Source organism: Candidatus Dormiibacterota bacterium (genome assembly GCA_035532835.1).
Taxonomy (GTDB): Bacteria; Vulcanimicrobiota; Vulcanimicrobiia; order Vulcanimicrobiales; family Vulcanimicrobiaceae; genus DAHUXY01.
This window is the reverse complement of record DATKQG010000031.1, coordinates 1-24,798: the sequence shown is the minus strand read 5'-3', so window position 1 is coordinate 24,798 and position 24,798 is coordinate 1. Positions and strand designations below refer to the sequence as shown.

The following is a 24,798-nucleotide window of genomic DNA, read 5'->3' as shown; positions in this document are numbered from 1 at the left end:
TCCTCAATCGATCCGTTTGCGGAAACGCAGGATGGCGGTGACGAACACCCCGAGCCCGAGCAGCGTCAGCAGCAGAATCTGCGGCCAGAGAAAGTCGATCCCGACGCCCTTGATGATGACGCCTCGCACGATCGTAAGGAAATAGGTCAGCGGCACCAGATACGACAGCGCTTGGAGCACGGGCGGCATCGCCGCTACGGGGAAGATGAATCCCGAAAGCAGCATGCTCGGCATCAGAAAAAACTGGATGAGTTGCATCGCTTGAATGTACGTTTTCGAAATCGTGGAGACCAGCGTCCCCATGCCGAGCGTCGTAAAGAAAAAAATGAACACCGTAAAGTACAGCAATAGGACGCTTCCGACGACCGGCACGCCGAACCAAAGCACCGCCAGGAGCAGGATCGTCGTGACGTTGATGTATCCGATGGTCATCAGCGGTATCATTTTTCCGAGCATCAATTCCGAGGACCGAATCGGACTGACGATGAGCTGCTCGAGCGTTCCGAGTTCGCGCTCTCGCACGATCGTGCTCATGCTCAGAAACGTCATCGTGAATTGCATCACCAGCGCGAGCACGCCCGGCACGATGAAGACCTCTTGGCGAAGGGATGGGTTGAACCACGCCCGCGTCCGGACGTCGACGCCGACCCGAGGAACGGCCGCGCCGCTCAGATGCAGCGTCTTGAGCTGCATCGACGCAGAAACGCTGCCGCCGATGGCTTGAGCAACCGAGAGACTCGTTCGCGCCGCCGTGGCGTCGGAAGCGTCGACCGCGACCATCACTTGGGGTCTCTTGTTCTGATGCAGCAGCTTCGCGTAGTTCGGCGGAATGACGATGCCGGTCAGGGCATCGCCGCCTTCGATACGGTGCACCACGTCCTGCATGTTCTTCGCATAATATTTGATCGAAAAGTACTGCGAATTCGTAAAGGCCTGCAGCAACTCGCGGCTTTGAGCGGTTTGCGATTGATCCCACACGATGGTCGGCTGGTACCTGACGTCGCTCGAAAGATAGCCGTAGAGAACCACTTGAATCAGCGGCATCAGGATCGTTACGGCGACCGTTCGCCGATCGCGGAAAAACTGCACGTATTCCTTGAGGGCGATCGTCCAGACCCGCTGCCAATTCATGCCGGCCGGCTTCCCGACGCGCTCGAGCCGGTGACGATACCGGCAAACACATCCTCCAGCGACGGCGTGATCGGCGTCAGCGCCGGCAGATGAATGCCGCGCGCTTCGATGACGCTCTGCAACGTCGCTATGTCGTCGCCTCGTTCGAGGGTTACGTGTAGCGAGGATCCGTACAGCGAGGCGCTGCGTACGTATGCGAGGTCGTCGAGCGTATCCAGCAGCGCGATGTTATCGGGCGAGACGATTTCCACCGTTATCCCAGCTTCGGGTGCGTGCTTGAGCGCTTCCGGCGAACCGCGCGCGATGACGCGCCCACCGTAGATAAACGCGAGTTGGTTGCAATGTTCGGCCTCATCGAGGTAATGCGTCGTCACCATCACCGTGGCGCCTTCATCCGCAAGCTCGACGATCAGCTCCCAAAACTCGCGGCGCGATAGCGGATCGACTCCCGACGTCGGCTCGTCCAGAAACAGCATTTTCGGGCGGTGGAGCAGCGTGCATGCGAACGCAAGGCGTTTGCGAAACCCGCCGGGGAGCGATCCCGCGAGTTGCCGGCGGTGCTCCGTTAAGCCCACGCGGCTTATCCACTCGTTAACGGCGGCGCTTTGCGCGGAACCGTATATCCCGAATAGTCCGGCGTAAAAGCGCAGGTGCTCCTCAACGGTCAAATCGTTCCACAAGCTCGACCCCTGAGACATGTAACCGATGCGGAGCTTGATCGATTCCGGGTCTCGCGCGACGTCGTATCCGAGCACCTCCGCGCTACCCGACGTGGGAGCCAACACGCCGCATAACATGCGGATCGTGGTCGACTTTCCCGAACCGTTCGGCCCGAGAAAACCCCAAATCTCGCCGGACTGGATCTCGAACGAGACGCGATCCACCGCCACGAAATCGCCGAACCGGCGCGTGAGGGATTCCACTCGAACGGTCGTTGCCATCGTCGTTACGCCGTGAGTTTCGCCACGAACGCATCTTCGAGCGACGGCGGGATCTCGCGAATACGCACGTCACCGATCTGCGCGGATTGCAGCCGCTGCGCAATCTGGGGCATCGCTTCGGCCGCCGTAGCAACCAGCGCGTGCAGCGTATCCCCGAAGACCTCGATGCTGCGCACGAGCGGTTCCGTGCGCAATAAGCGCCAGGCATCCGCGCGTTTCGCGCAGCGAATCTCGACGATGTCGCCTTGGAGCTGCTCTTTGAGTTCCTTGGGCGTGCCGCAACTCAGGATCGAGCCCCGGCTCATAAACGCAACGTGCACCGCACGTTCGGCCTCGTCCATGTACGGCGTGCTGACGAAGATCGTGGTCCCGGTGTGATTGATACCGTAGAGGATCCGCCAGAACTCCCGGCGCGAGACCGGATCGACGCCGGCCGTGGGTTCGTCCAGGAGAATCGTCGTCGGGCTATGGATGAGCGTGCAGGCCAAAGCGAGCTTTTGCTTCATGCCTCCCGAAAGCTCGTCGGCAAGTCGCGCATGGAACGGCGTCAACGCGAATTCATCCAGTAAGGACTTGGAACGGGTCTCGAACATGTCTCTCGTGACGCCGAAAATGTCGCTGTAGAAGCGCAGATTTTCCATCACCGAAAGATCGGGGTAGAGGCTGAAGCGCTGCGGCATATATCCGATCATCGCTTGCACGCGAGGGGCATCCGCGACGGCATCGACGCCGTCGACGCGCAGGTTCCCGGAATCTACGGCGAGGGCGCCGCAGATCAGCCGCATGAGCGTCGTCTTGCCGGCCCCATCGGGGCCGACGAGTCCGAAAATCTCCCCTCGCGCCACTTCCAGGGTCAACCCGGCCACCGCAACGGTCGCGCCGAAACGTCGCGTGACGCTTACGATCTCGATTGCCGCATTCACGGCCGCGGGCTCGGTGACGTGCTGATGACGGCGTCGACGGGCAGCCCCGGTTTGAGCGATCCCGTCGTGTCGCGAAGTTGAATCTTCACGCGAAACACCAGGTAATCGATGCGATCTTGCTTGGTCTGAACGTTCTCCGGCGTGAATTCAGCCGTATTGCTGATCTCCGTCACGCTGCCCGCGAACGCGCGGCCCGGCATCCCGTCCACAGATATGTCCGCACGCGCGCCGGTCTTGACGTGCGGCAAGTCCGTTTCACTCACGAACACGTAGACGTATGGGTGGGCAAGATCGCCGATGGTCATGACGGCCGAACCCGGGGCGACGAGGTCGCCGACTTCAAAGTTGTGCGAGATGACGTAGCCTGCGAACGGGGCGACGATGTCGGTCTCATCGACCTGATTTTGAGCCAATGCCAAAGCCGCGCGAGCTTGCCCGAGTTGGCCCTTTGCAGCTAGAACTTGCGCGCGCCGCTGCGCCACGAGTTCCCGTTCCGCCCTGGCGGAGTCGAGCGTCGCGATCGATTGCCGATGCTGCGAGCGGGACGCAAGGACGCCGAGTTGACGGATCTGGACGTTGCTGCTATTCGCCCTTGCGAGCGATACCGCATCGCGAGCGGCCCGCATTTGCGCATCGGCGGTCGCGTACGCAGCCGTTGCGTCGTCGAGTGCTTGGCGGGGCATGTCGCCGGTAGCGACTAAGCTGCGGGTACGGGAAAGATTGGTGTTCGCGCGTGCGTATGTCGACTGCGCGGCCGCGAATTGCGCTTGCGCTTGGTCGACGGCGAGCGCCGCAGTTTTCTTCTCGATATCCAAGTTCTCGCCGGCTTGACCGAGGCTCGATCGCGCAATCGAAACGCCTTCGCTCGCCCGAGCAAGGTTCGTCTGATACGTCGCCGCCTGCAGATCGTACGCCGCTTGCGAAGCGGTCACTTGCGCGAGGGCGGCGGCCACGTTGGCCCGTGCTTGTTCGAGGTTCAGCGCCGGATCGCGCCGTTCCAAGACCGCAAGGATCTGCCCCTTCTTCACCGGATCGCCGTCATGCACGCGTAACTCGAGTAGACGTCCTTGCACCTTCGGCGAGAGGTCGCTTTCGGTCGCTTCGATCGTGCCGGAGGCCTCTATTCCCCGAACGGGCGTTAAGCGCGCAACGACGCCCATCGCGATCGCGATAACGACGAGCACGGCGATCACCACGGCAGCAAGTACCAGAACGCGCGTTCGGTCGGGCGATTTCATAGCCTTCTACTGGCCGTAGACGAACCAAGCAAGCACGGCGGCCGACACGACAATCCAAGCGATAATGGCACAATCGCGGTATCGCCGTCGCCGTGCGCAATCGCGCCGATGTGCGTCCGATTCTCGCAACATGGCGTTGAGTACGATCGAGCGGGCGCGCTCCAGCGGGTCAACGCGTATCGGTCTCACACATCCCCCTAGCCTAAGGCAGCGTCACCATCGTACCGAGGAGGCTTCCAGAGAATGGGAAGGTTCGATGACGTTTCCTAGACGCAGAGAAGTCGAGAATATCCCTCTTGCGGCACGGCTTCGCCGCGATGCACGTCGAACGACATGCCGTGCGACTCGCCGTAGTAAGCGTTGACGTCGAGCACGATCGTACGCCCACGAGCTATGCGGGTGACCCTCGGCCCTCGAGCGATCGCGATCGCCAATTCCAAGGATCGCTTCCGCGTCGTTGAATTGCGCGATCACCGATCGCGATGCGAGGACCCGCAAACGCTTTGACGAGCGCGGGTCTGAAGGACCGTTTGTGTCAAAAGAGGCATCGCACAGTATGGTGTAGACGGCTCGGCAAATTTCTTGACGATCCGCTCAGCGGAGGCTTCGCCCCATGAACCTTTCCGGAAAGACCGCCTTTATCACCGGCGCCGCCAGCGGGATCGGCTTGACCATTGCGCGCTCGATGGCGCGCGAGGGTGCGAGCATCGCGATCGCCGATATCAACGGCGAAGCGGCCGCTCGTGCTGCGGGCGAGATAGCGGCTCTTGGGGGCCGTTCGTTAGCGCTCGCGCTCGACGTTACTGACGAGCGGGCCGTCGACGACGGGGTCCGACGCACCGTCGAGACCCTAGGCGGCCTCGATATCTTGGTAAGCAATGCCGGCGTCCAACACATCGCGGCGTTGCACGAGCTTGCTTACAGCGATTGGCGTCGTCTGATCGCGGTGCACCTCGACGCGGCGTTTCTCACCACGCGTGCCGCGCTGCGCCACATGTATGCGGTGCCTGCGGGCGGCGCGATTATCTACATGGGATCGGTGCATTCCAAGGAAGCCTCACCGCTCAAAGGCCCATACGTGGCGGCAAAGCACGCGCTCTTGGGCCTATGCCGCGTCGTCGCTAAAGAAGGCGCACCGCACGGCGTGCGCGCGAACGTCATTTGCCCGGGTTTCGTGAGAACGCCGCTGGTCGACCGCCAAATTCCGGAGCAGGCGGCAGCGCTCGGCCTCTCTGAAGCGGATGTTATCGCAAAGGTCATGCTCAAAGAGACGATCGACGGTGAATTCACCAGCGCGCAGGACGTCGCCGACGTGGCAGTCTTCCTGGCAGCCTTTCCGAGCCTTGCGCTTTCGGGCCAGTCCGTCGTCGTGAGCCACGGATGGCACATGCAGTGATCGGCCTTGTGGGCGCGAAGATATCTTCCGCGCCGGCCCGCGATCCGGTGGGGCGGAGAATCACCGTAACTGCGTTTGGTCAGGAGATAGCTACCATCCGTCTTACATCGGTTTCTATCGTTCGTATGCGTGCGCGGCGGTCATGATGGCGATCCTGGGTGAAAGCGCGACGGTTCTCGGGCCGATGCTCGATGCGGTACCGTACGAAGGGCTTGAGTTCGCGGGTGAACTGCTCGCACGTAGATGGCGCAAGACTTCGACGTAACGGTCGAGCGCGGTCGACTCCGCGCCCGACGGTTTGGCCACCCGGGCGCAACGCCCACCCTATGTATACCGGGGCTCTCTTCGAATTCGTGCGCGTTCGACGCTCTCGGTGAGAGCGTCGCGAGCCGAGGCGGCGAGGCGATCGCGTTCGATTTGCGCGGACGCGGATGGAGCGATATCACCGCCTCGGGCACGTACGGCTGGGAACGCCACGCACGCGACATTCTCGAAGCAGCGGACGTTCTGGGCATTCGATCGTTCGATCTGGTGGGGCATTCGATGGGGGCCTATATCGGCATGGTGGCCGCCTCGCTCGATCGCGAGCATCGCATACGTCGCCTAGTGCTCGTCGACGCGGTCGGTATTCCGACCATGTCCTCACTGCGGGCCATCGGCGCGGGGGTGCAACGCCTCAATGCGACGTTTACCGATGCGGACGCTTACGTGGACGCGGTGCGCACCGCCGGATTGGTCACACCGTGGAACGCCCATTGGGAGCGACACTATCGCTACGACCTAGTCGCGAGCGGAGGGGCGGTTGCTTCGCGCACCGCGTATGCGGCCGTAGCCGAAGACTCCGCCTATGGGGCCACTCATAATCCCCGCGTGCTGTGGCCCAAAGTCACCGTTCCGACGATGTTGCTTCGCGCGGTCGTGCCGCTGGGTTCCGCATCCGATGGGTTCGTCCTAACGCGTGCAGATTACGCCGCATTTCTCTCCCGGCACGCCCAGCGGCGAGGCGTGGAGATCGCCGAAAATCACTTCGGGATCGTGTGCGCGCCGGCCGCATGCACCGAAATCGTCACCTTCCTCGCGGGCGACGCGGAGGCCGTCGCATAGACCGGCGCCGAACGAAACGTCATGTCTGCAAGCGCCGCTCTCCGGAATCTTTTGGAGGGGAACGCTCGGTTCGTCGCCGGGAACCCCCTCTGCCGCCCCACCGTCTCGCAGGTTCGCGAATTGGCGAGCGGACAATCGCCCTTCGCAACGGTGCTCGCATGCGCGGATTCCAGAGTCCCGGTCGAAACGCTCTTCGATCACGCCCCCGGCGATATTTTCGTCGTACGCTTAGCGGGGAATTTCGTGAGCGATGCGGCGCTTGCGTCGATCGAATACGCTACCGCCGTTCTCAAGTCGCCGCTGGTGATGGTGCTGGGACACACTTCGTGCGGTGCGGTCCAAGCTGCAGTCGAGTACGCGCGCACCGGCATCAAGTTGCCCGGCCATATGCACATGCTGGTCGACGCGATTTTGCCCGCTGCGAAGGCGTGCGAGCATCAGCCGGGGGATTGGTGGAGCAACGCCGTTGTCGAGAACGCTCGATTGAACGCTCGTACGTTGCGCGAGTCCGAACCGATCATGACCCAGGCCCTGAAAAATGGACACGAGATCGTCGGCGCAGTCTACGATCTCTCCACCGGCAAAGTCGCGCTGCTGTAAGGGTCCGGCATGCGCACCGCTACGCCGCCATCGGGGCGATCCTCCGACGACGGCGTAGCGATACGGCGAGTAGCTACTCGCCGAACGAGACGGTGAACTGCACCTCGCGGGGCGGCCCCGGTTCGGCCAGAAGCTGCCCCGTTCCATAGTTCGTGCTCTGCCCGACGCCGCCCGCGAAATACGCACCCGACGTAACGTACTCGAAGGCGTTGTACTTCCGGTTGAAGAGGTTCGTGGCCGAGAGCGACACGGTGATCGGCTCCACCTTGGTGCCGAAGCGGTAGCCGAGCGAACCATTCACGAGGTTGTACGAAGGAATCATCAGCCCGGTCGGGTCCGGCATTCCCAAATTGTTGTTCCACATCGGTTGCGGCCCCACATATTGATCCCACAGCCGCGACGTCACGAGATTCGCGCCGACCGGTGTTTCCAACACCATCCCGACGTTGCCCGTATTCACCGGTGTCTGCGAGACCGGGAGGCCGTTATACGAAACGCCGCCGGTGACGTAGTCGATGAACGATGCGTGCGTGATCGAATAGCTCCCGAAGATCTGGAGATCGCGCTGCATATCGGCACTGAACGCGAACGTCAGCCCGGCGTAGTGCGAAGTTCCGCTAGCCGACGAGACCTTGAGGCCTTGGCCGGTGGTAATCGGGATGTTCTGGTTTTGCAGCGTGCTATCGAACAGGCCGACGCTCGCAGCGTTTTCGCGGTCGGAACCATCGAGATTCGTTCCGGAGAGACGCTTGTAAAACTTCAATCCGCCCTCGGTATCGTCGGTCGCTTCGGGGACCAAGCCGATGACCGAGACCTTTTGATACGGGCCGCCGGGTGAGGTCTGCGGATTGCGCACGCCTCGCCCATACGACACGTAGGCTGCGAGGTTGCGCGCTACCGCGTAACGGAAGGAAGCCGAAGGTTCGATCGCGTGAAACGAGGTGGTGGAGTTCGGCTGCGAGGTATGATTGTTCCCATAGCACGCCGACGCCGGGTCGGTGCAAGCGGGGAATACCGCTAATCCATTATTTACGAAGCTGGTGTTGAGCGCAACGGTTCGCACGCTCGGGATAAACTCCGCGCGGTCGCTGAGATGGACGTCGTCTTGTGCAAAGAACGCGACATCCTGCATCCAGAAATCGTTGCTGCGAAAATTCGACGGCGTAGTGATCGTGGTCGGCGCGTTTGGCGCCGACTGCGTTGGGTCCGGATTGTAAAACGCATTTCGGGTCTCGTACCGGGAATAGAGGAGGTTGAATCCGGCTGAGATATCGTGCGGCCCGTGAATCACGTGATAGGTGAAGTTGTCTCCCAGGGCGTTCGAGTACGGGTTGTTGTATTCGAAGCGCGACGTGTTGTTGGCCTGATCGAAGTTGAAGTCTTTTACGTGAAGCCGGTCGCCGTGGCGGTACCACGCCTGGTTGCTGAGATACGATCCACGCCCCATATTTCGCGTGAGATCGACGCCGATTAAGCGGGTGGCATTGGTGTCGGTCTTCTGCCAAACATTTGCGGGAAGCGCCGAGTAAAAGCCGCTGGTTTGCTGGCTATATGGGGAGCCTGCGATAGGATTACCATTACCGTCGAAGCCATTCACGCTTACGACGCTACCGCCCGGGCCCAGGAGCGGCGTAACCGGCACGAGATTGGGGCGATAATCGGTACCGTCGGCGGCGTAACCGAAAATCAGCAGCGATCCCCCGTTAAACAAGTCTTGCAACTCCGCAAACGTCCCGTAGGTGCTTCCCGGGCCGGCATTGCCGGATCCGAGAATATTGCGGAAGCCCTTCGAAAACGTTCTACCTTGTGCGACGAGCACGCCCCAGTGCGACGAAAGGGCACGGCTAAAATCGAAGTGGTATCCTTGCCCGCCGTAACTGCCGGTGGTGAAACTCGAGCGGAACGACGATGTTTTGCTGGGCAGGATCGTGTAGAAATCGACGGTTCCACCCAAACTATCGAACGTTCGCGAGGCCGCGTCCCCGGGCCCGAACGTGATGCGCGAACCGGAGATGATCGAAAGATCGGGGACCTCATTCGGCTCCCAAATACCGGACTGCGGATTGTTCATGTACACGCCGTTGAGCGTTACGCCGAAGAGCCCGTCGTCAACGACACCGGCTTGATTGGCCCATCCCTGTTTGAAGCCGCGCAGGCTGATCATGCCTTTAGCAGCGCCGGTCGACCCGTAGCTCGCCTGCATCACGCCGGGCGCGGCGGCGAGCAACTGCTCGGAACCCGCGAGCGGCGCTTGGGCCTTGATGATGTTTCCATCGAGCACGACTTGCGTTAGCGACGAATGATACAGCTGCGATTTGCTCGGCGCAAGACGGCGAGGCGCCGAGACGACCACGGCCGCAATGGTACGAAACCCTTCGAGCGCGATGGAAGCAGCCTCTCCGTTTCGCACGTCGATGCTCTGAGATCGCGCGTAATACGATGTCGATTGCGTCGCCAAACGGTATGAGCCGCTCGGAATACTCGGGAAATCGAACGCGCCGCGCGCGTCGGTCGTCGCGCTAAACGAGCCTTGGCCGTTAGCACCCTCGATGACGATTTGAACGTTGGGGATCGGCCGGTGCCCTGCCGTTGTCGTAAGGGTTCCCGTCAGGGAACTCGCGGATGTCGGAAGGGCGAGTACCGGCATCGTACTCAGCGCGAAGACGGCGGCTGCGATTGAGAACATGCCGAATAGTGAGCGTAACGGACGCGGCAATGCCGGGACCTCCATAATAAAAAGACGGTGCGTGCCCATGGCCCGCTCCCGGCAGTGTAAGCAACCGGCTTTAACCTTCGCTTATTGATTCATTATGAAAAGCATAGCGTTCGATTATGGAACGCGCCGGTGCCGCGAGCGCCGATCAGTCCTCGCCGTCGAAGTAATCGATCGCTTCCGATCTCACGAGCCTTGCTTGCGGGGTGTGAACCATCCACTTCTCGCTGTCGGGGAAATACGCCGACTCTCCGATGGGATTGTCCGCAACGACGTACAGCACCAAGTCCACATCGCCGCTGTTGACGATCTGGTGCGGCTGATGCGGTTCGAACAGAAACGCATCGCCTTGCGCGATCGCGCTCGTGCCGCCGGCGTGTCGAACGGTCCCGTTGCCGGAGATGACGTGGTAGAACTCCCACTGCGCGCTGTGCGCGTGGTAGGGATAGGGCGTCTGCCCGGGTGCGATCCGCAGAATCTCTACGTCGAACGGATGGCGCTTCATGATGTCGGTCGACGCCGGCTCGCGGCCTAACGCCTCCGAAATCTCGATCCCCGCTCCGCGAAAGCGCCCCTGGGGAGAGTTCCAGCGCATCGCTTCGATGTCGTTGGTGTTGACAATACGCACGTTCGTCCCTCGCTAAAAACGGTTCTTAACGCGCGTGAGCGCGTAGGTACTCAAGCGTTTGCCGGTCTACTCGGCCATCCGAGCGGACGCGGTTCTCGAGATTCTCCACATGCATAAACGCGATCAGCGCCGCCCGCGCGCCGGCATCAAATGCGTCGCTCGGCGTCGCAAGCGCACCCACGCGGCGCAATTCGCGCACGATCTCGCGGCCCAGCGGCTCGTCGATCTCCAGTACTTCCTCGGGCGTGGGCGCAAAGTAATACAGCTTGTGCAAGTCCAGAATGCGCGCCAGCTCTTCGATCGGCGCTCCGTGATCGTCGATACGCAGATCGACGTAGCGATCGTTGAACCCCGCGTATCCGCCACCGGGTTTCTCGATCAGCAAAGCCGCGCTCTGCTGCCCGCGCTTGTCGCCGCCCGCGGCCTGCCCCGCCCGCAGCGCGGCGACGAGCCGATCCGCCAAATGCCCGGTGCTCGCCGTAAATGCGGCGGCCAGGGCTTCGACCACAGCGGAACCCGCCAAGCAGTTACCCTGCGCCGCGAACCCCGCTCCCGCGATGCCGCCGGCCCACTCGATGCACGACGAGCCGGTGAAACTCGCGGCGCGGCCGCTCGCATCGACGATGCCGATCTGCCGGTCTTCGCGCCCGCCATCGGGCCCGAGCAACGCCGATAGAACCTCTTGGGGAGTCTCCCCCGCCTGGAGACGTGAGAGGCCGACCGGCCCGTAAGCGGTGTTTGCAAACGCCTGCGTGGCGATTGCACCCACGCCCGCACGCACCCACGGAACGATCGCGCCGACGCTCAGAAACTTCGATTGCACGGCGATGCCGACTTCGCCCGTCCGCACGTCGGCGGCGACCACCGAGAAGGTCGAGGGCTGCGGTAGACTCATGCTGCGATGTGCTGCCGCCACCACGAGCGCTCCTGCCGGCGAGTACGCGTGCCGGCGTTAATCCGCGATGAAGCTTTTTACCGCCGCCGCAACGCTGCCGCAGGTTGCAGCGTTACTTCATAAATAACGATAATAACGATCGAATAACGACTGCCCTTTTCGATCCGAAGGGAGCCCCCGATGCGTCACCTCTTCTCGGCCTGCGCCACGATCCTGCGCTCCGGTGCTCGCCCGATCGCGGGGGCGGCCCTTGTGCCGTGCGCGGTCCTAACGCTCGCGTTCGGCGGCTCGTATGCTGCGGCGCGAGCCGACCAAACGCCCAACGTCGCTCGACTCAGCAACGTCGCCGGCAACGTGACGATCGGCAACGACACCTCGCAATCGATACAGGCCCGCGTCAACATGCCGGTGCTCCCCGGCCAATACCTCTCCACCTCAGGCGAATCGCGGGCCGAGGTGCAACTCGGTTACGCCGACGCATTGCGCGCGGCGAGCTACACCCAATTGCGTTTCACCAACTTGGACGGCATCGGCGATACCGTGCAACTCGCGGCCGGCACGGTCGAACTTCGAACGCTGCGCGCCTCGAGCGACCATCCGCTGATCGAGACGCCGTCCGTCACCGTACGGCCGCGGCAGCCGGGCGCGTATTTGGTGAGCGTCACCCCGGACGGCACCACGCAAATCACCGTGCGCTCCGGCGAAGCTGATATCGTCACGCCCGGCGGTAGCCAAGAGCTGCGGCCCGGACGGACGATGCTGGCCACCGGGAATGCGAACGACCCGCAGTTCACCTACGTCGCCACCGCTCCGTACGATGGCTTCGAGCAATGGAACGACAACCTCGATCGTCAGCTCGCACAGACCGGTGCCTACCAATACGTCAATCAGTACGTCATCGGGGCGAACGACCTCGACGAGTACGGATCGTGGAACTACATTCCGGGCTATGGAGAGTGCTGGCATCCGAACGAATACGCCGGCTGGGCGCCGTATCAAAACGGCACGTGGATCACCAACAACTATTACGGGCCGACATGGGTCGGCTACGAACCATGGGGCTGGGCACCGTACCATTACGGCCGCTGGTTCTATACGCCGCGCGTCGGCTGGTCGTGGGATCCGGGACGTCGCGTGGTGCGTCCGCTATGGTCGCCTGCCTTGGTCGGATTCTTCGGCTTTACCGCCGGCGGCGTCCATGCCGGCGCGGGCAACGTCGGATGGGTGCCGCTGGCGCCGGGTGAAACGCTCCACCCGTGGTGGGGCCCGCATCGTAGCACCACGATCGTCAACAACCATGTGACGATCGCAAGCGGTAACCCCGGCTGGCAGCGGCGTTACGCCAACTTCCGAGCGCCGCACGCGATTAGCGGTGTGACCCTTGCAACGTGGAATCAGGGGAACGTGCGCCGCGTCGTATCGTTCGATCCGCGGCAGATTCGCACCGGCCGCACCGTCCCCGGAGCTCCCCGCATCGTCCACGTTCAAAGCTCCGCCGCACGGCACGACGCGCCTGCATACGTTCCCGTCACGCGTGCGTTCGTTCCCGTCGCGCACCCCCTACAACAGCGCGCGACATCCACTGCGCCCGGCTGGCGTACCTTCGACGGCTCTCGCACCGGAGCGCCGGCGCAACCACACCTGCAACGCTTCACACGCTCGGGCCCATCATCGCCGCGGCACGATTCGCAACCGTCAACGTACGAGGGATCGCGCGCATACCCGATGCGTGCAAATCCCGTTCGTACGAATCCGTCGCGCGTAACTCCACCTCGCACGTATCACATGCATGCGAATCCGCCGCGTTCAGATCAAGCCGCTCCGCGACACGTCGATCCGCAAGTGCCCCAACACATGGAGCAACCGCGCAGCACCCCGCCGCAACAACGCAGCGCTCCGCAACGGCGCGCGGACCCTCGCCCGCGCGCGCGTCCAAGCGCACCCCCGCACGGCGAATAGCAGCCTTACGTCGAGAACGAACCTTGGACGCTATACGGCGTGCAGCTTTGATAGCCGGATTGGTTCTGCACCAAAGAAACGTACCACGTATAACCGGCCGGAAGCGCCGTCCCGAGATTGCCCGAGTAGTAGAAGTCGCTGGGGAACGGGTGTGGCCCGGTCGGGTCGGGTACGGGAGTGAGACCGTTGCTCGTAAACGGAGGGTCGCCCAACGTGTCTTGTACTTGCAAGTACCACGACCCGGGTGCTTGGTTGAGAAGGTTGTTATTACCGTCGGCTACGATTTCGATCGACGTTACATTGGCGGCGTATTGGTTGGGAGCCGGCCGCGCCAGCTGCACCTGCGTTCCGGGATAACACTGCGAGAGCACCGGGTTACCGCCCCCGAAAACGCCGCCGCCACCGCTACCACTACAGGCCGACGCGGTCAACAGTACACCAAGGGCAGCAATTCTGATCGCTCGGTTATTCATCGGACATCGGCCTTCCGTCATGCTATCGTGCTGTTATGGAGTGGTGCGCGAGCGCACGCCTGTGGGTTGTACCCGCCGCGACCCTCTGCAAACATCAAACGTTGCTCCGGTCTCGAGCGTTTCGGCGGAACCTCGCGCGGGAAGGCTGTGTTGACTAGGTGTATGAACGCACGCATTCTTGAAAAGCATGTCGCAGTCGTCACCGGCGCGAGCTCGGGCATCGGCGAGGCAACGGCGCGCACGTTGGCCGCGCAAGGCGCCGCGGTTGTCCTGGCCGCTAGGCGTGGCGATCGCTTAAAGGCGATCGGCGAATCGATCCGGCACGAAGGCGGGATCTGCGCCGAAGTGGTAGCCGACATCACCGCGCCGGACGATGCGCAACGCATGATCGATACGGCGCTCGAGTCTTTCGGAAGGCTCGATATCCTCGTCAACAACGCCGGGGTCATGCTACTGGGCCCGATCGTGGACGCACGGCGGGACGAGTGGGAGCGCATGATTTCCCTGAACTTAAGGGCGTTGCTCACCGCGACCCACATCGCGCTGCCCCACTTGCTGAAGGCAGCCGCCGACGGTCCGCGCGGAGTTGCCGATATCGTGAACATCAGCTCGGTAGCCGGACGGATGGCGCGCCTGAGCAACGGCGTATACAACGCTACAAAGTTTGGCGTCACCGCCTTCAGCGAATCGCTCCGTCAGGAAGTCACCAAGCGTCACGTTCGCGTCTCGCTGGTCGAACCGGGAGCGGTCGAGACCGAACTCGCCTCGCACAATAATCCGGAGGTGCGGGAGACGCTACGCAAGCGCTTCGACGACATTGGGGAACGCCTGCAACCCCAAGACATCGCCGATGCGGTGGAATACGTCGTCACGCGCCCTCGTCACGTGGCGATCAACGAGATCCTCATCCGGCCCACCCAGCAAGAGCTGTAGCCCGGAGCGCGCTCCTTATTGCGTCATGTACTTCCCGACGAACGAGAGGATTGACGGATCGTCGCATTCGAGCTGAAGGTGATCGTCGGGGAACTCTCCGGCAATCAGAATCGTGTGCGCGAAACTTTGGCTCTGCGCGCTCTGCACCTCAACCACGCCGTCGTTCGGAAAGAAACCGAACAACACTTCGTACGCAAAATGTACGCCGGCCGTCTGTTCGAAGGGCAGCGGGTTATAACCGGCGGCTTCCACGAACTTCGGCGGGTTGGCCAGCGAAAGGATCCCCTGCTGAATGCTCTGCATGGTGGCACTACCGCTGGCGAGCGAGTCGACCATACCGCTATTGACGGCGCGTTCGACCAAGCTCGGCGGTTCGACGTACTCCGCGACATTGACCAGCAAATCGCGTAGATAGCCGGGATCCGCCTGTGGCGAACCGTTCAGCGGCAGCGGGCGGCGGCTCCAAGGTTTTGCGAGGCCGAAACGATCGTCAGAAGAGGCGAGCCCGGCGGCGAGACCGATCCGGCTCCGCACCCGGCCAGCAGCAACGCACTCCAGACACAACACATAAATCGTCCGCGCATACCCACGGCTATAACACACGTTTTTATGACGACCAGGGTACGTTCTGACGGCGGCTCCTGCAGGTAAGACTGCGGGCGCGGCAACACTTGGCATGCATGGTTTTATTGAAGGTCCCGTACGCACGACACGCCGGTAAGCGCATCGCGGGCTCGCGCTGATGGCTCGTTACGATCTCATCGGTGCGGCCACCGATCCGTTTCACGGGACCGTGATCGACCCGCATTTCGCCTACGTGCTCGATGACGACGAAATGGCACAAGGCAGCACGCTCGGCGCCCCGCGCTGCTGCGTTATCATCAAACCCACCGGAACGATCCAAAACGTCTATAGCTCCGATGCAGGCTACAATTTCTTCGGCGCGATGGGCGTGCACTTCTGGGATCGCCGAAGCAAGGTGCGTCTTTCGAGCCACCACGGCGAATTTCACATTCATCCGGCGCGACAAGACCATCTCTACACTCTCGACAACGGCGTGCGCGTCCACGAGCAGGTCTTTGCATATAACCACGATGGGGACGACGGCACGTCGCTGCCTCCGCCGGTCGTCTACTATCGCCTCCATCTCGAAAACCAGAACGAGATACCCGTCTCGTTCGACGTGTACGGCTTCTGCGAACTCCGCGGCAATACCGCGCAGGACGTGCTGGCGGAGTATGACGACGCGATGGATGGGATCGTCGGATGGAACGCGAGCACGCCTTCGCAAAACCGGCTCTATGCGGTCCTAGGCGGGGTGACGAATTGGGAGACGACCGACGACCGCGGCAAATTGGTCTCGCGAAATTCGCCGGGGGCCCTATGCAATGCGGCCTCCTCCATCGGCCCCAATCCGGTCGGTGCGCTCCACATCGCGGTGGAGCTCCAACCCCAGCAGGAACGCTGGCTCGATTTCGTCTGCGTGCTGAGCCCGACGTCGCGCGAAGATCTCGCGGCGATCCGCGAACGGATTCCCGCCGGCGCCGTCGCGCTCGAGCAGACCAACGCGTACTACTGGAAGTATCTGCGCCGCTCGATTCTACGAACGCCCGATCACGACGTAAATCAGGGCGTACTGTGGGCGAAAGCCAATATGCTCCGCGTACAAACCTACGCGCCCACCGGGTGGTGCTTCACGAACGATCCCACCCGCAGCAACAACAGCGTCGGCCGCGACACCGCCTGGATGTCCTTCGGGGCCGATTACCTGCGACCGGAGTTCGCGCACGACTCCTTGGCCGCATACTTTCGCCTTCAGGAGCCCGATGGGAAAATCGTCGAGTACTACGACGTTCGCAACGACAAGTGGGACGACTACGGGCTCAACGTCAACGACAACACCCCGCTCATGGTCATCGCGTTGTGGCATCACTATGCGGTCACCGGCAATCGGGATTTCGTGCGCGAAACGTACCCCAACGCGCGACGCGCCATGGAGTACATGCTTTCGCAACGCAACGCGCAAGGGCTCGTCTGGTGCACGTCGACCGCGACGTCGGATTGGGGCATCGTGGGCTGGCGCAACGTCATCCAAAATTATCGCATCAGCGGTGCGTCGACGGAGCTCAATTCGGAGTGCTACGCGGCCCTGCGGGCGCTGGCGGAAATCGCCAAACTGCTCGACGACGGCCCTTCCCTGGAACGATACGAGAGCGCGGCAAGCGAACTCTACGACGCGATCAACACGCATCTGGTCAATCCGCAGAACGACCTCTACTATCTAACCATCGACGTCGACGGTTCGCTCCGTTCGGAAGTCACCGCCGATCTCGTCTTTCCGGTGTTGTTCGGCGTCGCGCCGCCGGATCGCGCGGCGCGGATCATCGGCGCGTTGAGCGACGCGGCGTTTTGGACCGAGGCGGGCATCCGTACCGTACCGCGCGACGACCTTACCTATGGGCCGATCAACGGCTACGGCCTTTTGGGCGGGGTCTGGGTTGCCGTCACCTATTGGTACGCGTTTGCGGCCGCCAAATACAATCCGGGCTTCATGGCCAAGGCCCTCTCGAGCAGCTTTCGGCATTTCTCCAGCGATCCGCGACGGAACAACACGGTTCCGGGACAATTCTCGGAATGGTTACACGGCGAGATTCTGGTCAACCAGGGCATGATGCTCTCTCCGTGGGATGCGCCGCGCTATCTGTGGGCGGCAATCGAAGGGGCCGGGGGGCTCGACGTTACCGGATCCGTGCCGAAAATCAATCCTTGCCTATCGGAGCAGTGGCGCTGGCTCACCGCCGTCAACGTCCCGTATCGCGACACGCATATCGCGTGGATTGCGACTCGCATGCCCGACGGTCTGCACGTCTACACGACGTCCCATCTCGCGTCGGACGCGCCGCTCACCGCCTACGCGAGCGATATCACCGACACGTGCAGCGTCGCGGATCCGCTCGTGACCCTGGTGGGATTTGCCGACGCCGAAGCCACGCTGATTTTCCTAGGGAACTCGAGCCCGCAAACCATCACGACGGCGGCCACGATTGCCCAACTCCCTCGCGACGAACACTCGGTTCGCGTCTTCTCGACGGTGTGGAATCAGTGGCAAGACCTGGGCCGGCTCAAACGGAACGACATCCTCGACGGCATCGCCGTGGTGATCGACGCCGGCGGCTTCTGCTTGATCGAAATCAATCAGCCGTAACGGGTAGCTATCGTGCGGTGATCGCCGCGATGCCGCTGCGCAGGCTGGCGGCATCGAGCGCGCCTCGGTGCACGCCCTTGATGCGTCCCGAAGCATCCAGAAACACCGTCGTCGGAAACGCAAATCCCGCAGCGGCGCCGTAGACTTCGCTTCGGTCGAGGAGAATAGGATAGGTCACTTCGACGCGTGCCAAAAACGCTGCGACGTGTGCTCGCGCCTCGCCCTGATCGACGCCGACGATCGTGATGTTGCGGTGCGCGAGTTGCGCGCTTTCGAGAAGCGGCAGCTCTTCCTGGCACGGCGGGCACCACGTCGCCCAGATATTCAACACGATCGGCCGCCCGACGTAGTGTCGAAGATTGGTCGCGGGGCCCCGTACCGATTCAAAGCGTTGATTCATCAATCCGGCGGGAAGGGGCTGCGGGGCTGGGGCGGACGAAGCGCCGAGCGCACCGAGGGCGAGGGCGAGGGCTACGAGGGGCCGTACGATACGCATGCCCGGCAGTTCCCGCGGCCGCCGGCGCCCACATCCACCCCATCATCGCTTTCGATGAGAGCGGCCATCGGTAACTGCGAGGGCGTTTTTTAGGGACCGGGCGAGTGAGCGTCGCACGTTGGTGTATGAAATATCGCTTTCCCATCGGTCGGTTCTTGGGGACGCTCGTATCGTGCGCCATCGTTGCGTCCGGTCTCGCCCTGGCCGCCCCCCACCCCTACACCCCGCCCACCTACACGGGGCAACTCTTCCCGCCGTGGAGCCACGGCAACAACGACCCCGCCACGTACAAGGGCCTGCCGTTCACCGTTCCCGAGGTCGACGACATGGCGGACTTCCACGGAAATCTGAACGATCCCAAACTCGTCATTTACGTCGGCGGCAACTACTATTTCGCAATGGCGCCGCTGGTCGCTGCGTTCGAACGCATCCATCCCGAATACAAGGGACGCATCTTTTCCGTCACCATACCGCCCGGATTGCTGGTCCAAGCGATGATCGATCGTGACACCTTTACCTCCGGCAATATGACCTTTACCGTTCACCCCGACGTCTTTGCCGCAGGTAAGAAAAAGGTGCTCGCGCAGGTCGATGCCGGACGTTTGGTCGGGCCCGTCGTGGCCTATGCAACCAACGATTTGACGATCATGGTGCCCAAGGGCAACCCCGGGCATATCCATAGTCTGACGGATCTCGGTAAACCCGGCGTGCGGCTCGTGATGCCGAACCCAAAATTCGAAGGCGTTGCCCGCCAGATCGAAGCGGCGTTGCGTAAAGCCGGCGGCCCCGCGCTAGTCCGCGCCGTCTATACTACGAAGGTCGCGAACGGCGAGACGATCCTCACCCACATCCACCATCGCCAGACGCCGCTCTTCCTCATGCAGGGGCTTGCGGTTGCGGGAGTTACGTGGAAATCGGAGGCGATCTTTCAGGAGCAGTCCGGTCACCCCATATCCCACGTCGATATTCCCCCGGCGCAAAACGCGGTGGCGATCTACGGCGGGGGGCTCGTGAAAAACGCACCTCATCCCATCGCAGGCAAAGCGTGGCTAGCCTTCCTCGCTTCGCCGACCGCCCTGCAGATCTTCGAGCGCTACGGCTTCAAGGCCCTAACAAAATAACCCCGAAAGACCACGTTAGTCACTAGAAGCCACTGCTTTTACGCGAGGTGCACTATGGACTCTCAACGATGGTCGCGCACGGGATTTCTTGCGGCCCTGGGCGCCGGAGCCGGCGCCCTGGCCCTTCCGACCGATGCGGCCGTGATGAGCATGATCAACCAACGCCCGTACGATTGGGGAACGCCCCTCGACGAACTTGGCCGATCGCTCTATACGCCGAACAACATCTTCTTCATCCGCTCCCACATGGGGCCGCCCGCAACAACCCCGGCCGATACCTGGCGGCTTACCGTCGACGGCTTGGTAGATCATCCGCTCCACCTCTCCGTTGCGGATTTGCGCGCATTCCCCAAACACGAAGTGCCTTCGGTACTGCAGTGCGCGGGCAACGGGCGTTCTTACTACGGCGATGCGTATCCCGACGCATCGCATCCGGCCGGCGCTCAGTGGCGCACGGGCGGGGTGGGCAACGCGCGCTGGGGCGGCGCGCGCGTCCGCGACGTGCTGGCGAAAGCCGGCGTCAAATCGACCGCGCATTTCTCGACCAACTTCGGCCGCGATAATCCCGTATTGCCGACCACGCCGAAGTTCGTTCGCGGAATCGAGCTCGCTAAGCTTATGGACGAAGATACGCTTCTAGTCTACGAAATGAACGGAGCGCCGCTCCCCTACTACCACGGGTTTCCGGTGCGTCTGCTCGTCCCGGGTTGGGCGGCCGACCATTCGGTGAAGTGGATTACGAACATGACGCTCACCGAGAAGATCACCGACGCATTCTGGACGGGTATCGGCTACCGCTACCCCGATAAAATCGGCAAACCGGGCGTCGGCGTGAAACCGAACGTCGAACATCCGGTTACCGTTCTCAACGTCAAGTCGATCCTCACGGCTCCGGCCACGCACTCAAGCGTCAAGGTCGGCGCGCCCGTTGTCATCAACGGCTTCGCCTGGTCGGGGGATGGCGCCTACGCTACGGCAGTCGACATCTCTACCGATGGCGGCGCGACATGGTTGCCTGCAACGCTGGGTGAAAGCCCCGGAAAATTCGCTTGGCGAACGTTCACCCTCACCTGGACGCCGAAAACGGCGGGTAGCGCTCGCATTATGGCGCGCGCGAAAGACAATCGCGGAGCGGTCCAACCGATGAAGTCGCCCTGGAATCCCGGCGGCTACGTGTGGAACGGCATTCACTCCGTGGATGTAGAGGTGAGCAATGCGTAACGCCGCTGCCATACTGGCCGTTCTCGCCCTCGCTGCGTGCGCCGGAGGCGGCAAAACGCAGGAAGCAGCCACCAGCGCGCCCGCGGTGGTCGCCGCGGTCACCCCGATGTCGGCGAGCGCGGATATGTCCTCGTTCGGGGGAACCAATCTCCCCGCGGGGCACGAGCTGAGCGACCTGCAAACGAGTTGCCAGATCTGCCACTCGAGCGATATGTGGTACACCCAGCGGCTCTCAAAGCCGATGTGGGATGCCGAGGTCACCAAGATGATGAAGTTCGGCTCGCCGCTGCCAAAGAGCGATAAGGCTGCCGTCGTCGCCTACCTTGCGAAATACTTGGGACCGACCGTTCCCCGCCGAGCCGGGCCACCGACGGCGACCGCGCCGCCGCTGAGCTACGCCGGGCCGCCGGCAGCGCAGTAAACAGCGCTCATCCTCCGGACAGAATGCCGTCATCGATTCGAAAATGACGGCATTTTGATGGACGGACCATGGCCGAGCGAGCATCGTGGAGAAAACGATCGCACAGCCGCGTTCGCCGTTCCCATAGGAGAGCTATCGCCTTGAAGGCGTTGATTGCAAGTCTATCTCTGAGTGCGCTTTTCGCATGCGCGCTCCCGGCATATGCCGCGACCCCGGCGCCGAAGGCGAGCCCGGCCGCGGTTGCGCCGGTGCCGCCTAGCGTCCCGGATGCCGTAACCCAGCACACCATCGTCCTGGGCGGCAAGACGTATCCGTACACGGCGCGAGCCGGAACGATCACCCTGCACGATCGTGCGGGCGAACCGACCGCGCGGATGTTCTACGTCGCCTATACGCTCGACGGTGCGAAAGCCGCGGACCGGCCCGTAACCTTCTTATATAACGGCGGCCCGGGGAGCTCGTCGATGTGGTTGCACATGGGTTCGTTCGGGCCGGTGCGCATCGATGCCGGGGCGAGCGGAACGATCACGCGGCCGGCACCCTATCGTCTGGTCGCCGACAAGGACAGCCTGCTCGACACGACCGACTTGGTGTTCATCGACATGCCCGATTCGGGTTTTGGGCGCATCATCGGCGCGGGAAAGCCCAAGGACTTTTTCGGCGTCGATCAGGACGTGCGAGCATTCGGCCAATTCGTGCAAAATTATCTGACCGAATTCTCGCGCTGGAACTCACCGAAATTTCTCTACGGCGAAAGCTACGGCACCACGCGCTCCGCAGCGCTGGTTGACTACCTGCAGAACGCCGGGGTGAGCGTCAACGGCGTCGTCCTGCAATCGACGATTCTCAACTTCGGCATCGACGGCACGGATACCGGAAGCAACGACTGGCCGTACATCCTGTATCTTCCTACCGAAACCGCGGCTGCGTGGTACCACCACGCGTTGCCCGGCTCACCCGGAACCCTCGACGCCGTCGTCTCGCAAGTCAAAGACTTTGCGATGAACGAATACGCCGATTGTCTGGCCAAGGGCTCCGAGTGTCCGCGCGGAGAGTACGACGACGTCGTGCGCAAACTCCATCAGTACACCGGACTCTCCGAACAATACATTCGGAACAACGACATTCGCGTATCGTACTCCCGGTTCGAAACCGTCCTCTTCCGCAACCAGGGCACGATCCTGGGGCGCCTCGATGGACGCTTTGAAACCCACACGACCGACCGGCTTGCGGACCAGCCCCCGTGGGATCCGACCGATGCGGCGATCGACTCGCCCTACACCACGGCGATCAACTCGTATCTGCGCGAAGATCTCCACTATACGAGCCCGCTGCATTACCGCACGTCGATCTACGACATCATTTATGCCAACGGTCAGCAATGGGATTTCAAACATCGCGGCAACCCAACGACCAACGTCGCGCCGGACCTGGCCGAAGCGATGACCTACAACCCGCACTTGCAGATATTCTCCGCCAACGGATACTACGATTTCGCGACGCCGTTCTTCGAGACGGAGTATGCGCTCGACCATCTCACGATCGAGCCGTCGCTCAAAAAGAACATCACCTACGGCTTCTATCAATCGGGACACATGATCTACTTGCAGCCCACCGCCCTGCAGCAACTCCACGACGATCTCGAACGCTGGTATAGCGCGACGCTGGGAGGGCGCAACTGATGCGCTTCTTCAGCCGTCTTGCAATCTTCGGCGCGCTCGCCGCGACCCTCGCATGCTCTACCCCGTTTCCGGCCCAAGCCGCCGCCAAGGCGGCTCCGCAAGAGCCGATTCCCCACGATGCCGTGACGCAGCATCGCATCACGCTCGGTGGAAAAAACTACAACTACACGGCTCGCGCGGGAACGATCGTCATCCGGGACGCCAACGACAAGCCCGAAGCGACGATGTTCTACACCGCCGACACGCTCGACGGCGCGAACCTCAATACGCGCCCGGTGACCTTCTTCTACAACGGCGGCCCCGGCAGTTCGACGATTTGGCTACGCATGGGCTCCTTCGGCCCCGTCCGCGTCGTCACCGGAAACCCATCGATCACGCCGCCCGCGCCGTATTCGCTAGTCTCCAATCGCTACTCGTTGCTGGACAAGAGCGACCTCGTCTTCATCGACATGCCGGCAAGCGGCTTCGGACGCATCCTGCCGGGCGCCGACCCAAAGAAGATCTTCGGCAGCGACAACGACATCAAGGCCTTCGCCCAGTTCATCGAGCGCTACCTGATGGCGTTCCACCGCTGGAACTCGCCCAAGTTTCTGTTCGGTGAATCCTACGGCACGCCGCGCTCGGCAATGCTCGTAAACTATCTGCAGCGACACAACATCGGCATCAACGGCGTCGTGCTGCAGTCTTCGATTCTCGACTACTCGCTCGCCTCGAGCGATGTCTACGGCGGCGCCGATACGGACGACTGGCAGTACGTGTTCTATCTCCCGACCGAAGCCGCGACCGCGTACTACTATCACGCCGTACCAAACGCACCGTCGACGCTCACCGCATACGTGCGCGAAGTCCATCACTTCGCGATGACGGACTATCGCAACGCCCTGGACCAAGGCTTCAACTTACCGCCCGCGCAATACGACGCGATCGTCGCCAAGCTCCATCGCTATCTCGGCGTCTCCGAACAATTCATCCGCAACTCCAACCTGCGCATCCCCGCCGAGCGCTACATCGCGGAATTCCAGCGCGAAAAGGGCAAGACCGAGGGCATCTACGATTCGCGCTTCCAGCTCTACACGCTCGATCGCGCCGAAGAGTATCCCACGCTCGAGCCGAGCGACGCGGCGATCGACTCACCGTACTTCGCGCTCGGCAATCAATACCTGCGCGACGACCTGCACTTCAACACGTCGCTGCTCTACCGCGTCGGCGCGTACAGCACGATTCAAGCCGACGGCGGATGGGACTTCAAACACAACGGCAGCCTCCCGCTCGAGACGGCCGGAGATCTCGCGCAAGCGATGACGTTCAACCCCGGCTTGCGCGTCTTCTCTGCGAACGGTTACTTCGATTCGGTCACGCCGTGGGCCGCGACGATCTATACGCTCCATCACCTGGGGCTAGCCCCGGCACTTCAAGCGCACATCACGTACGGCTTCTATCCGTCCGGGCACATGATCTATCTCAACACGCAGGCGCTCGCATCGTTCCACGACGACCTCGAACGCTGGTACGCGGCGACGCTGGCGGCACAGCGCTAACGCTAGCATCGCCGTTAGCGGCCGGGTAAAGCGCCCGGGGGTTGGGGGACCGTTCGTCAGCGCGCATCCTGCGCGCTTCCTACTCCTATGTTTTTGTGCAACATTTCAAAGGAAGTCGACATCCATGTCGATTGCACAAAAATCACAGGTCCCCCAACCCCCGGGCGCTTTACCCGGCCG

22 protein-coding genes are annotated in these 24,798 nt (G+C 62.2%); 11 read left to right on the top strand and 11 right to left on the bottom strand.

Annotation, left to right across the window (positions count from 1 at the left end; genetic code table 11):
- Positions 1 to 3 precede the first annotated feature (3 nt).
- The 5 genes from VMW12_04225 to VMW12_04205 form a co-directional block, all read right to left on the bottom strand.
- Complete coding sequence (locus VMW12_04225) at positions 4 to 1,131, bottom strand: ABC transporter permease (protein HUZ48936.1); 1,128 nt, start codon at positions 1,129 to 1,131, stop codon at positions 4 to 6.
- Entirely contained in the window at positions 1,128 to 2,072 is a 945-nt protein-coding gene (locus VMW12_04220) for an ABC transporter ATP-binding protein (protein ID HUZ48935.1), read from the bottom strand. Before VMW12_04220 ends, VMW12_04225 begins: the two co-directional genes overlap by 4 nt.
- A 5-nt stretch (positions 2,073 to 2,077) precedes the next feature.
- Complete coding sequence (locus tag VMW12_04215; GenBank protein ID HUZ48934.1) at positions 2,078 to 2,995, bottom strand: ABC transporter ATP-binding protein; 918 nt, start codon at positions 2,993 to 2,995, stop codon at positions 2,078 to 2,080.
- Complete coding sequence (locus VMW12_04210; GenBank protein ID HUZ48933.1) at positions 2,992 to 4,233, bottom strand: efflux RND transporter periplasmic adaptor subunit; 1,242 nt, start codon at positions 4,231 to 4,233, stop codon at positions 2,992 to 2,994. The genes VMW12_04215 and VMW12_04210 overlap by 4 nt, the downstream gene beginning before the upstream one ends.
- A gap of 266 nt (positions 4,234 to 4,499) precedes the next feature.
- Positions 4,500 to 4,673, bottom strand: a complete 174-nt coding sequence (locus tag VMW12_04205) for a hypothetical protein (GenBank protein HUZ48932.1) — start codon at positions 4,671 to 4,673, stop codon at positions 4,500 to 4,502.
- Positions 4,674 to 4,846: 173 nt separating this feature from the next.
- Between VMW12_04205 and VMW12_04200 the strand changes: the two genes are divergently transcribed.
- The 3 genes from VMW12_04200 to VMW12_04190 all read left to right on the top strand — a co-directional run bounded on the left by VMW12_04200 (position 4,847) and on the right by VMW12_04190 (position 7,333).
- Complete coding sequence (locus VMW12_04200) at positions 4,847 to 5,629, top strand: 3-hydroxybutyrate dehydrogenase (protein ID HUZ48931.1); 783 nt, start codon at positions 4,847 to 4,849, stop codon at positions 5,627 to 5,629.
- A 243-nt stretch (positions 5,630 to 5,872) separates the two neighbouring features.
- On the top strand, positions 5,873 to 6,733 hold the full coding sequence (locus VMW12_04195) for an alpha/beta hydrolase (protein HUZ48930.1): 861 nt from the start codon (positions 5,873 to 5,875) through the stop codon (positions 6,731 to 6,733).
- Between the two features lie 21 nt (positions 6,734 to 6,754).
- Entirely contained in the window at positions 6,755 to 7,333 is a 579-nt protein-coding gene (locus tag VMW12_04190; GenBank protein ID HUZ48929.1) for a carbonic anhydrase, read from the top strand.
- 73 nt (positions 7,334 to 7,406) lie between these two features.
- On the opposite strand, the gene VMW12_04185 is transcribed toward VMW12_04190, so the two are convergent.
- The 3 genes from VMW12_04185 to VMW12_04175 all read right to left on the bottom strand — a co-directional run bounded on the left by VMW12_04185 (position 7,407) and on the right by VMW12_04175 (position 11,569).
- Complete coding sequence (locus VMW12_04185) at positions 7,407 to 10,088, bottom strand: TonB-dependent receptor (protein HUZ48928.1); 2,682 nt, start codon at positions 10,086 to 10,088, stop codon at positions 7,407 to 7,409.
- Between the two features lie 106 nt (positions 10,089 to 10,194).
- Positions 10,195 to 10,674 (bottom strand): cupin domain-containing protein, encoded by a 480-nt coding sequence (locus tag VMW12_04180; GenBank protein ID HUZ48927.1) that lies wholly within the window; start codon positions 10,672 to 10,674, stop codon positions 10,195 to 10,197.
- A gap of 25 nt (positions 10,675 to 10,699) precedes the next feature.
- Entirely contained in the window at positions 10,700 to 11,569 is an 870-nt protein-coding gene (locus tag VMW12_04175) for a DUF1028 domain-containing protein (protein HUZ48926.1), read from the bottom strand.
- Between the two features lie 180 nt (positions 11,570 to 11,749).
- Between VMW12_04175 and VMW12_04170 the strand changes: the two genes are divergently transcribed.
- Positions 11,750 to 13,528, top strand: a complete 1,779-nt coding sequence (locus VMW12_04170; protein ID HUZ48925.1) for a DUF6600 domain-containing protein — start codon at positions 11,750 to 11,752, stop codon at positions 13,526 to 13,528.
- 5 nt (positions 13,529 to 13,533) lie between these two features.
- Here the strand turns inward: VMW12_04170 and VMW12_04165 are convergent, their stop codons facing one another.
- Complete coding sequence (locus tag VMW12_04165) at positions 13,534 to 14,001, bottom strand: hypothetical protein (protein HUZ48924.1); 468 nt, start codon at positions 13,999 to 14,001, stop codon at positions 13,534 to 13,536.
- Positions 14,002 to 14,163: 162 nt separating this feature from the next.
- Between VMW12_04165 and VMW12_04160 the strand changes: the two genes are divergently transcribed.
- On the top strand, positions 14,164 to 14,934 hold the full coding sequence (locus VMW12_04160; protein HUZ48923.1) for an SDR family NAD(P)-dependent oxidoreductase: 771 nt from the start codon (positions 14,164 to 14,166) through the stop codon (positions 14,932 to 14,934).
- A gap of 15 nt (positions 14,935 to 14,949) precedes the next feature.
- Here VMW12_04160 and VMW12_04155 read toward each other — a convergent pair whose 3' ends face one another.
- Entirely contained in the window at positions 14,950 to 15,468 is a 519-nt protein-coding gene (locus VMW12_04155) for a hypothetical protein (GenBank protein ID HUZ48922.1), read from the bottom strand.
- A 208-nt stretch (positions 15,469 to 15,676) separates the two neighbouring features.
- Here VMW12_04155 and VMW12_04150 point away from each other — a divergent pair, with 208 nt between their 5' ends.
- Positions 15,677 to 18,139: a hypothetical protein gene (locus VMW12_04150; GenBank protein ID HUZ48921.1), complete on the top strand. Its 2,463-nt coding sequence runs from the start codon at positions 15,677 to 15,679 to the stop codon at positions 18,137 to 18,139.
- Between the two features lie 7 nt (positions 18,140 to 18,146).
- On the opposite strand, the gene VMW12_04145 is transcribed toward VMW12_04150, so the two are convergent.
- Complete coding sequence (locus tag VMW12_04145; protein HUZ48920.1) at positions 18,147 to 18,635, bottom strand: TlpA disulfide reductase family protein; 489 nt, start codon at positions 18,633 to 18,635, stop codon at positions 18,147 to 18,149.
- A gap of 125 nt (positions 18,636 to 18,760) precedes the next feature.
- Between VMW12_04145 and VMW12_04140 the strand changes: the two genes are divergently transcribed.
- From VMW12_04140 to VMW12_04120, 5 genes are all read left to right on the top strand, one after another.
- Complete coding sequence (locus VMW12_04140) at positions 18,761 to 19,756, top strand: substrate-binding domain-containing protein (GenBank protein ID HUZ48919.1); 996 nt, start codon at positions 18,761 to 18,763, stop codon at positions 19,754 to 19,756.
- A 54-nt stretch (positions 19,757 to 19,810) separates the two neighbouring features.
- Positions 19,811 to 20,977 carry a sulfite oxidase gene (locus tag VMW12_04135; protein ID HUZ48918.1) on the top strand — a complete coding sequence of 389 codons (1,167 nt, stop codon included), beginning with the start codon at positions 19,811 to 19,813 and terminating at the stop codon, positions 20,975 to 20,977.
- Entirely contained in the window at positions 20,970 to 21,398 is a 429-nt protein-coding gene (locus tag VMW12_04130; GenBank protein ID HUZ48917.1) for a hypothetical protein, read from the top strand. The genes VMW12_04135 and VMW12_04130 overlap by 8 nt, the downstream gene beginning before the upstream one ends.
- Positions 21,399 to 21,538: 140 nt before the next feature.
- On the top strand, positions 21,539 to 23,080 hold the full coding sequence (locus tag VMW12_04125) for a peptidase S10 (protein ID HUZ48916.1): 1,542 nt from the start codon (positions 21,539 to 21,541) through the stop codon (positions 23,078 to 23,080).
- Complete coding sequence (locus VMW12_04120) at positions 23,080 to 24,618, top strand: peptidase S10 (protein HUZ48915.1); 1,539 nt, start codon at positions 23,080 to 23,082, stop codon at positions 24,616 to 24,618. Before VMW12_04125 ends, VMW12_04120 begins: the two co-directional genes overlap by 1 nt.
- Positions 24,619 to 24,798: the final 180 nt, after the last annotated feature.

Bases quoted from the DNA above. Each gene is read 5' to 3' on its own strand.
- VMW12_04225 (HUZ48936.1), bottom strand. From the start codon at position 1,131: ATGAATTGGCAGCGGGTCTGGACGATCGCCCTCAAGGAATACGTGCAG.
- VMW12_04220 (HUZ48935.1), bottom strand. From the start codon at position 2,072: ATGGCAACGACCGTTCGAGTGGAATCCCTCACGCGCCGGTTCGGCGAT.
- VMW12_04210 (HUZ48933.1), bottom strand. From the start codon at position 4,233: ATGAAATCGCCCGACCGAACGCGCGTTCTGGTACTTGCTGCCGTGGTG.
- VMW12_04200 (HUZ48931.1), top strand. From the start codon at position 4,847: ATGAACCTTTCCGGAAAGACCGCCTTTATCACCGGCGCCGCCAGCGGG.
- VMW12_04195 (HUZ48930.1), top strand. From the start codon at position 5,873: ATGGCGCAAGACTTCGACGTAACGGTCGAGCGCGGTCGACTCCGCGCC.
- VMW12_04190 (HUZ48929.1), top strand. From the start codon at position 6,755: ATGTCTGCAAGCGCCGCTCTCCGGAATCTTTTGGAGGGGAACGCTCGG.
- VMW12_04185 (HUZ48928.1), bottom strand. From the start codon at position 10,088: ATGGGCACGCACCGTCTTTTTATTATGGAGGTCCCGGCATTGCCGCGT.
- VMW12_04175 (HUZ48926.1), bottom strand. From the start codon at position 11,569: ATGAGTCTACCGCAGCCCTCGACCTTCTCGGTGGTCGCCGCCGACGTG.
- VMW12_04170 (HUZ48925.1), top strand. From the start codon at position 11,750: ATGCGTCACCTCTTCTCGGCCTGCGCCACGATCCTGCGCTCCGGTGCT.
- VMW12_04165 (HUZ48924.1), bottom strand. From the start codon at position 14,001: ATGAATAACCGAGCGATCAGAATTGCTGCCCTTGGTGTACTGTTGACC.
- VMW12_04160 (HUZ48923.1), top strand. From the start codon at position 14,164: ATGAACGCACGCATTCTTGAAAAGCATGTCGCAGTCGTCACCGGCGCG.
- VMW12_04150 (HUZ48921.1), top strand. From the start codon at position 15,677: ATGGCTCGTTACGATCTCATCGGTGCGGCCACCGATCCGTTTCACGGG.
- VMW12_04145 (HUZ48920.1), bottom strand. From the start codon at position 18,635: ATGCGTATCGTACGGCCCCTCGTAGCCCTCGCCCTCGCCCTCGGTGCG.
- VMW12_04140 (HUZ48919.1), top strand. From the start codon at position 18,761: ATGAAATATCGCTTTCCCATCGGTCGGTTCTTGGGGACGCTCGTATCG.
- VMW12_04135 (HUZ48918.1), top strand. From the start codon at position 19,811: ATGGACTCTCAACGATGGTCGCGCACGGGATTTCTTGCGGCCCTGGGC.
- VMW12_04130 (HUZ48917.1), top strand. From the start codon at position 20,970: ATGCGTAACGCCGCTGCCATACTGGCCGTTCTCGCCCTCGCTGCGTGC.
- VMW12_04120 (HUZ48915.1), top strand. From the start codon at position 23,080: ATGCGCTTCTTCAGCCGTCTTGCAATCTTCGGCGCGCTCGCCGCGACC.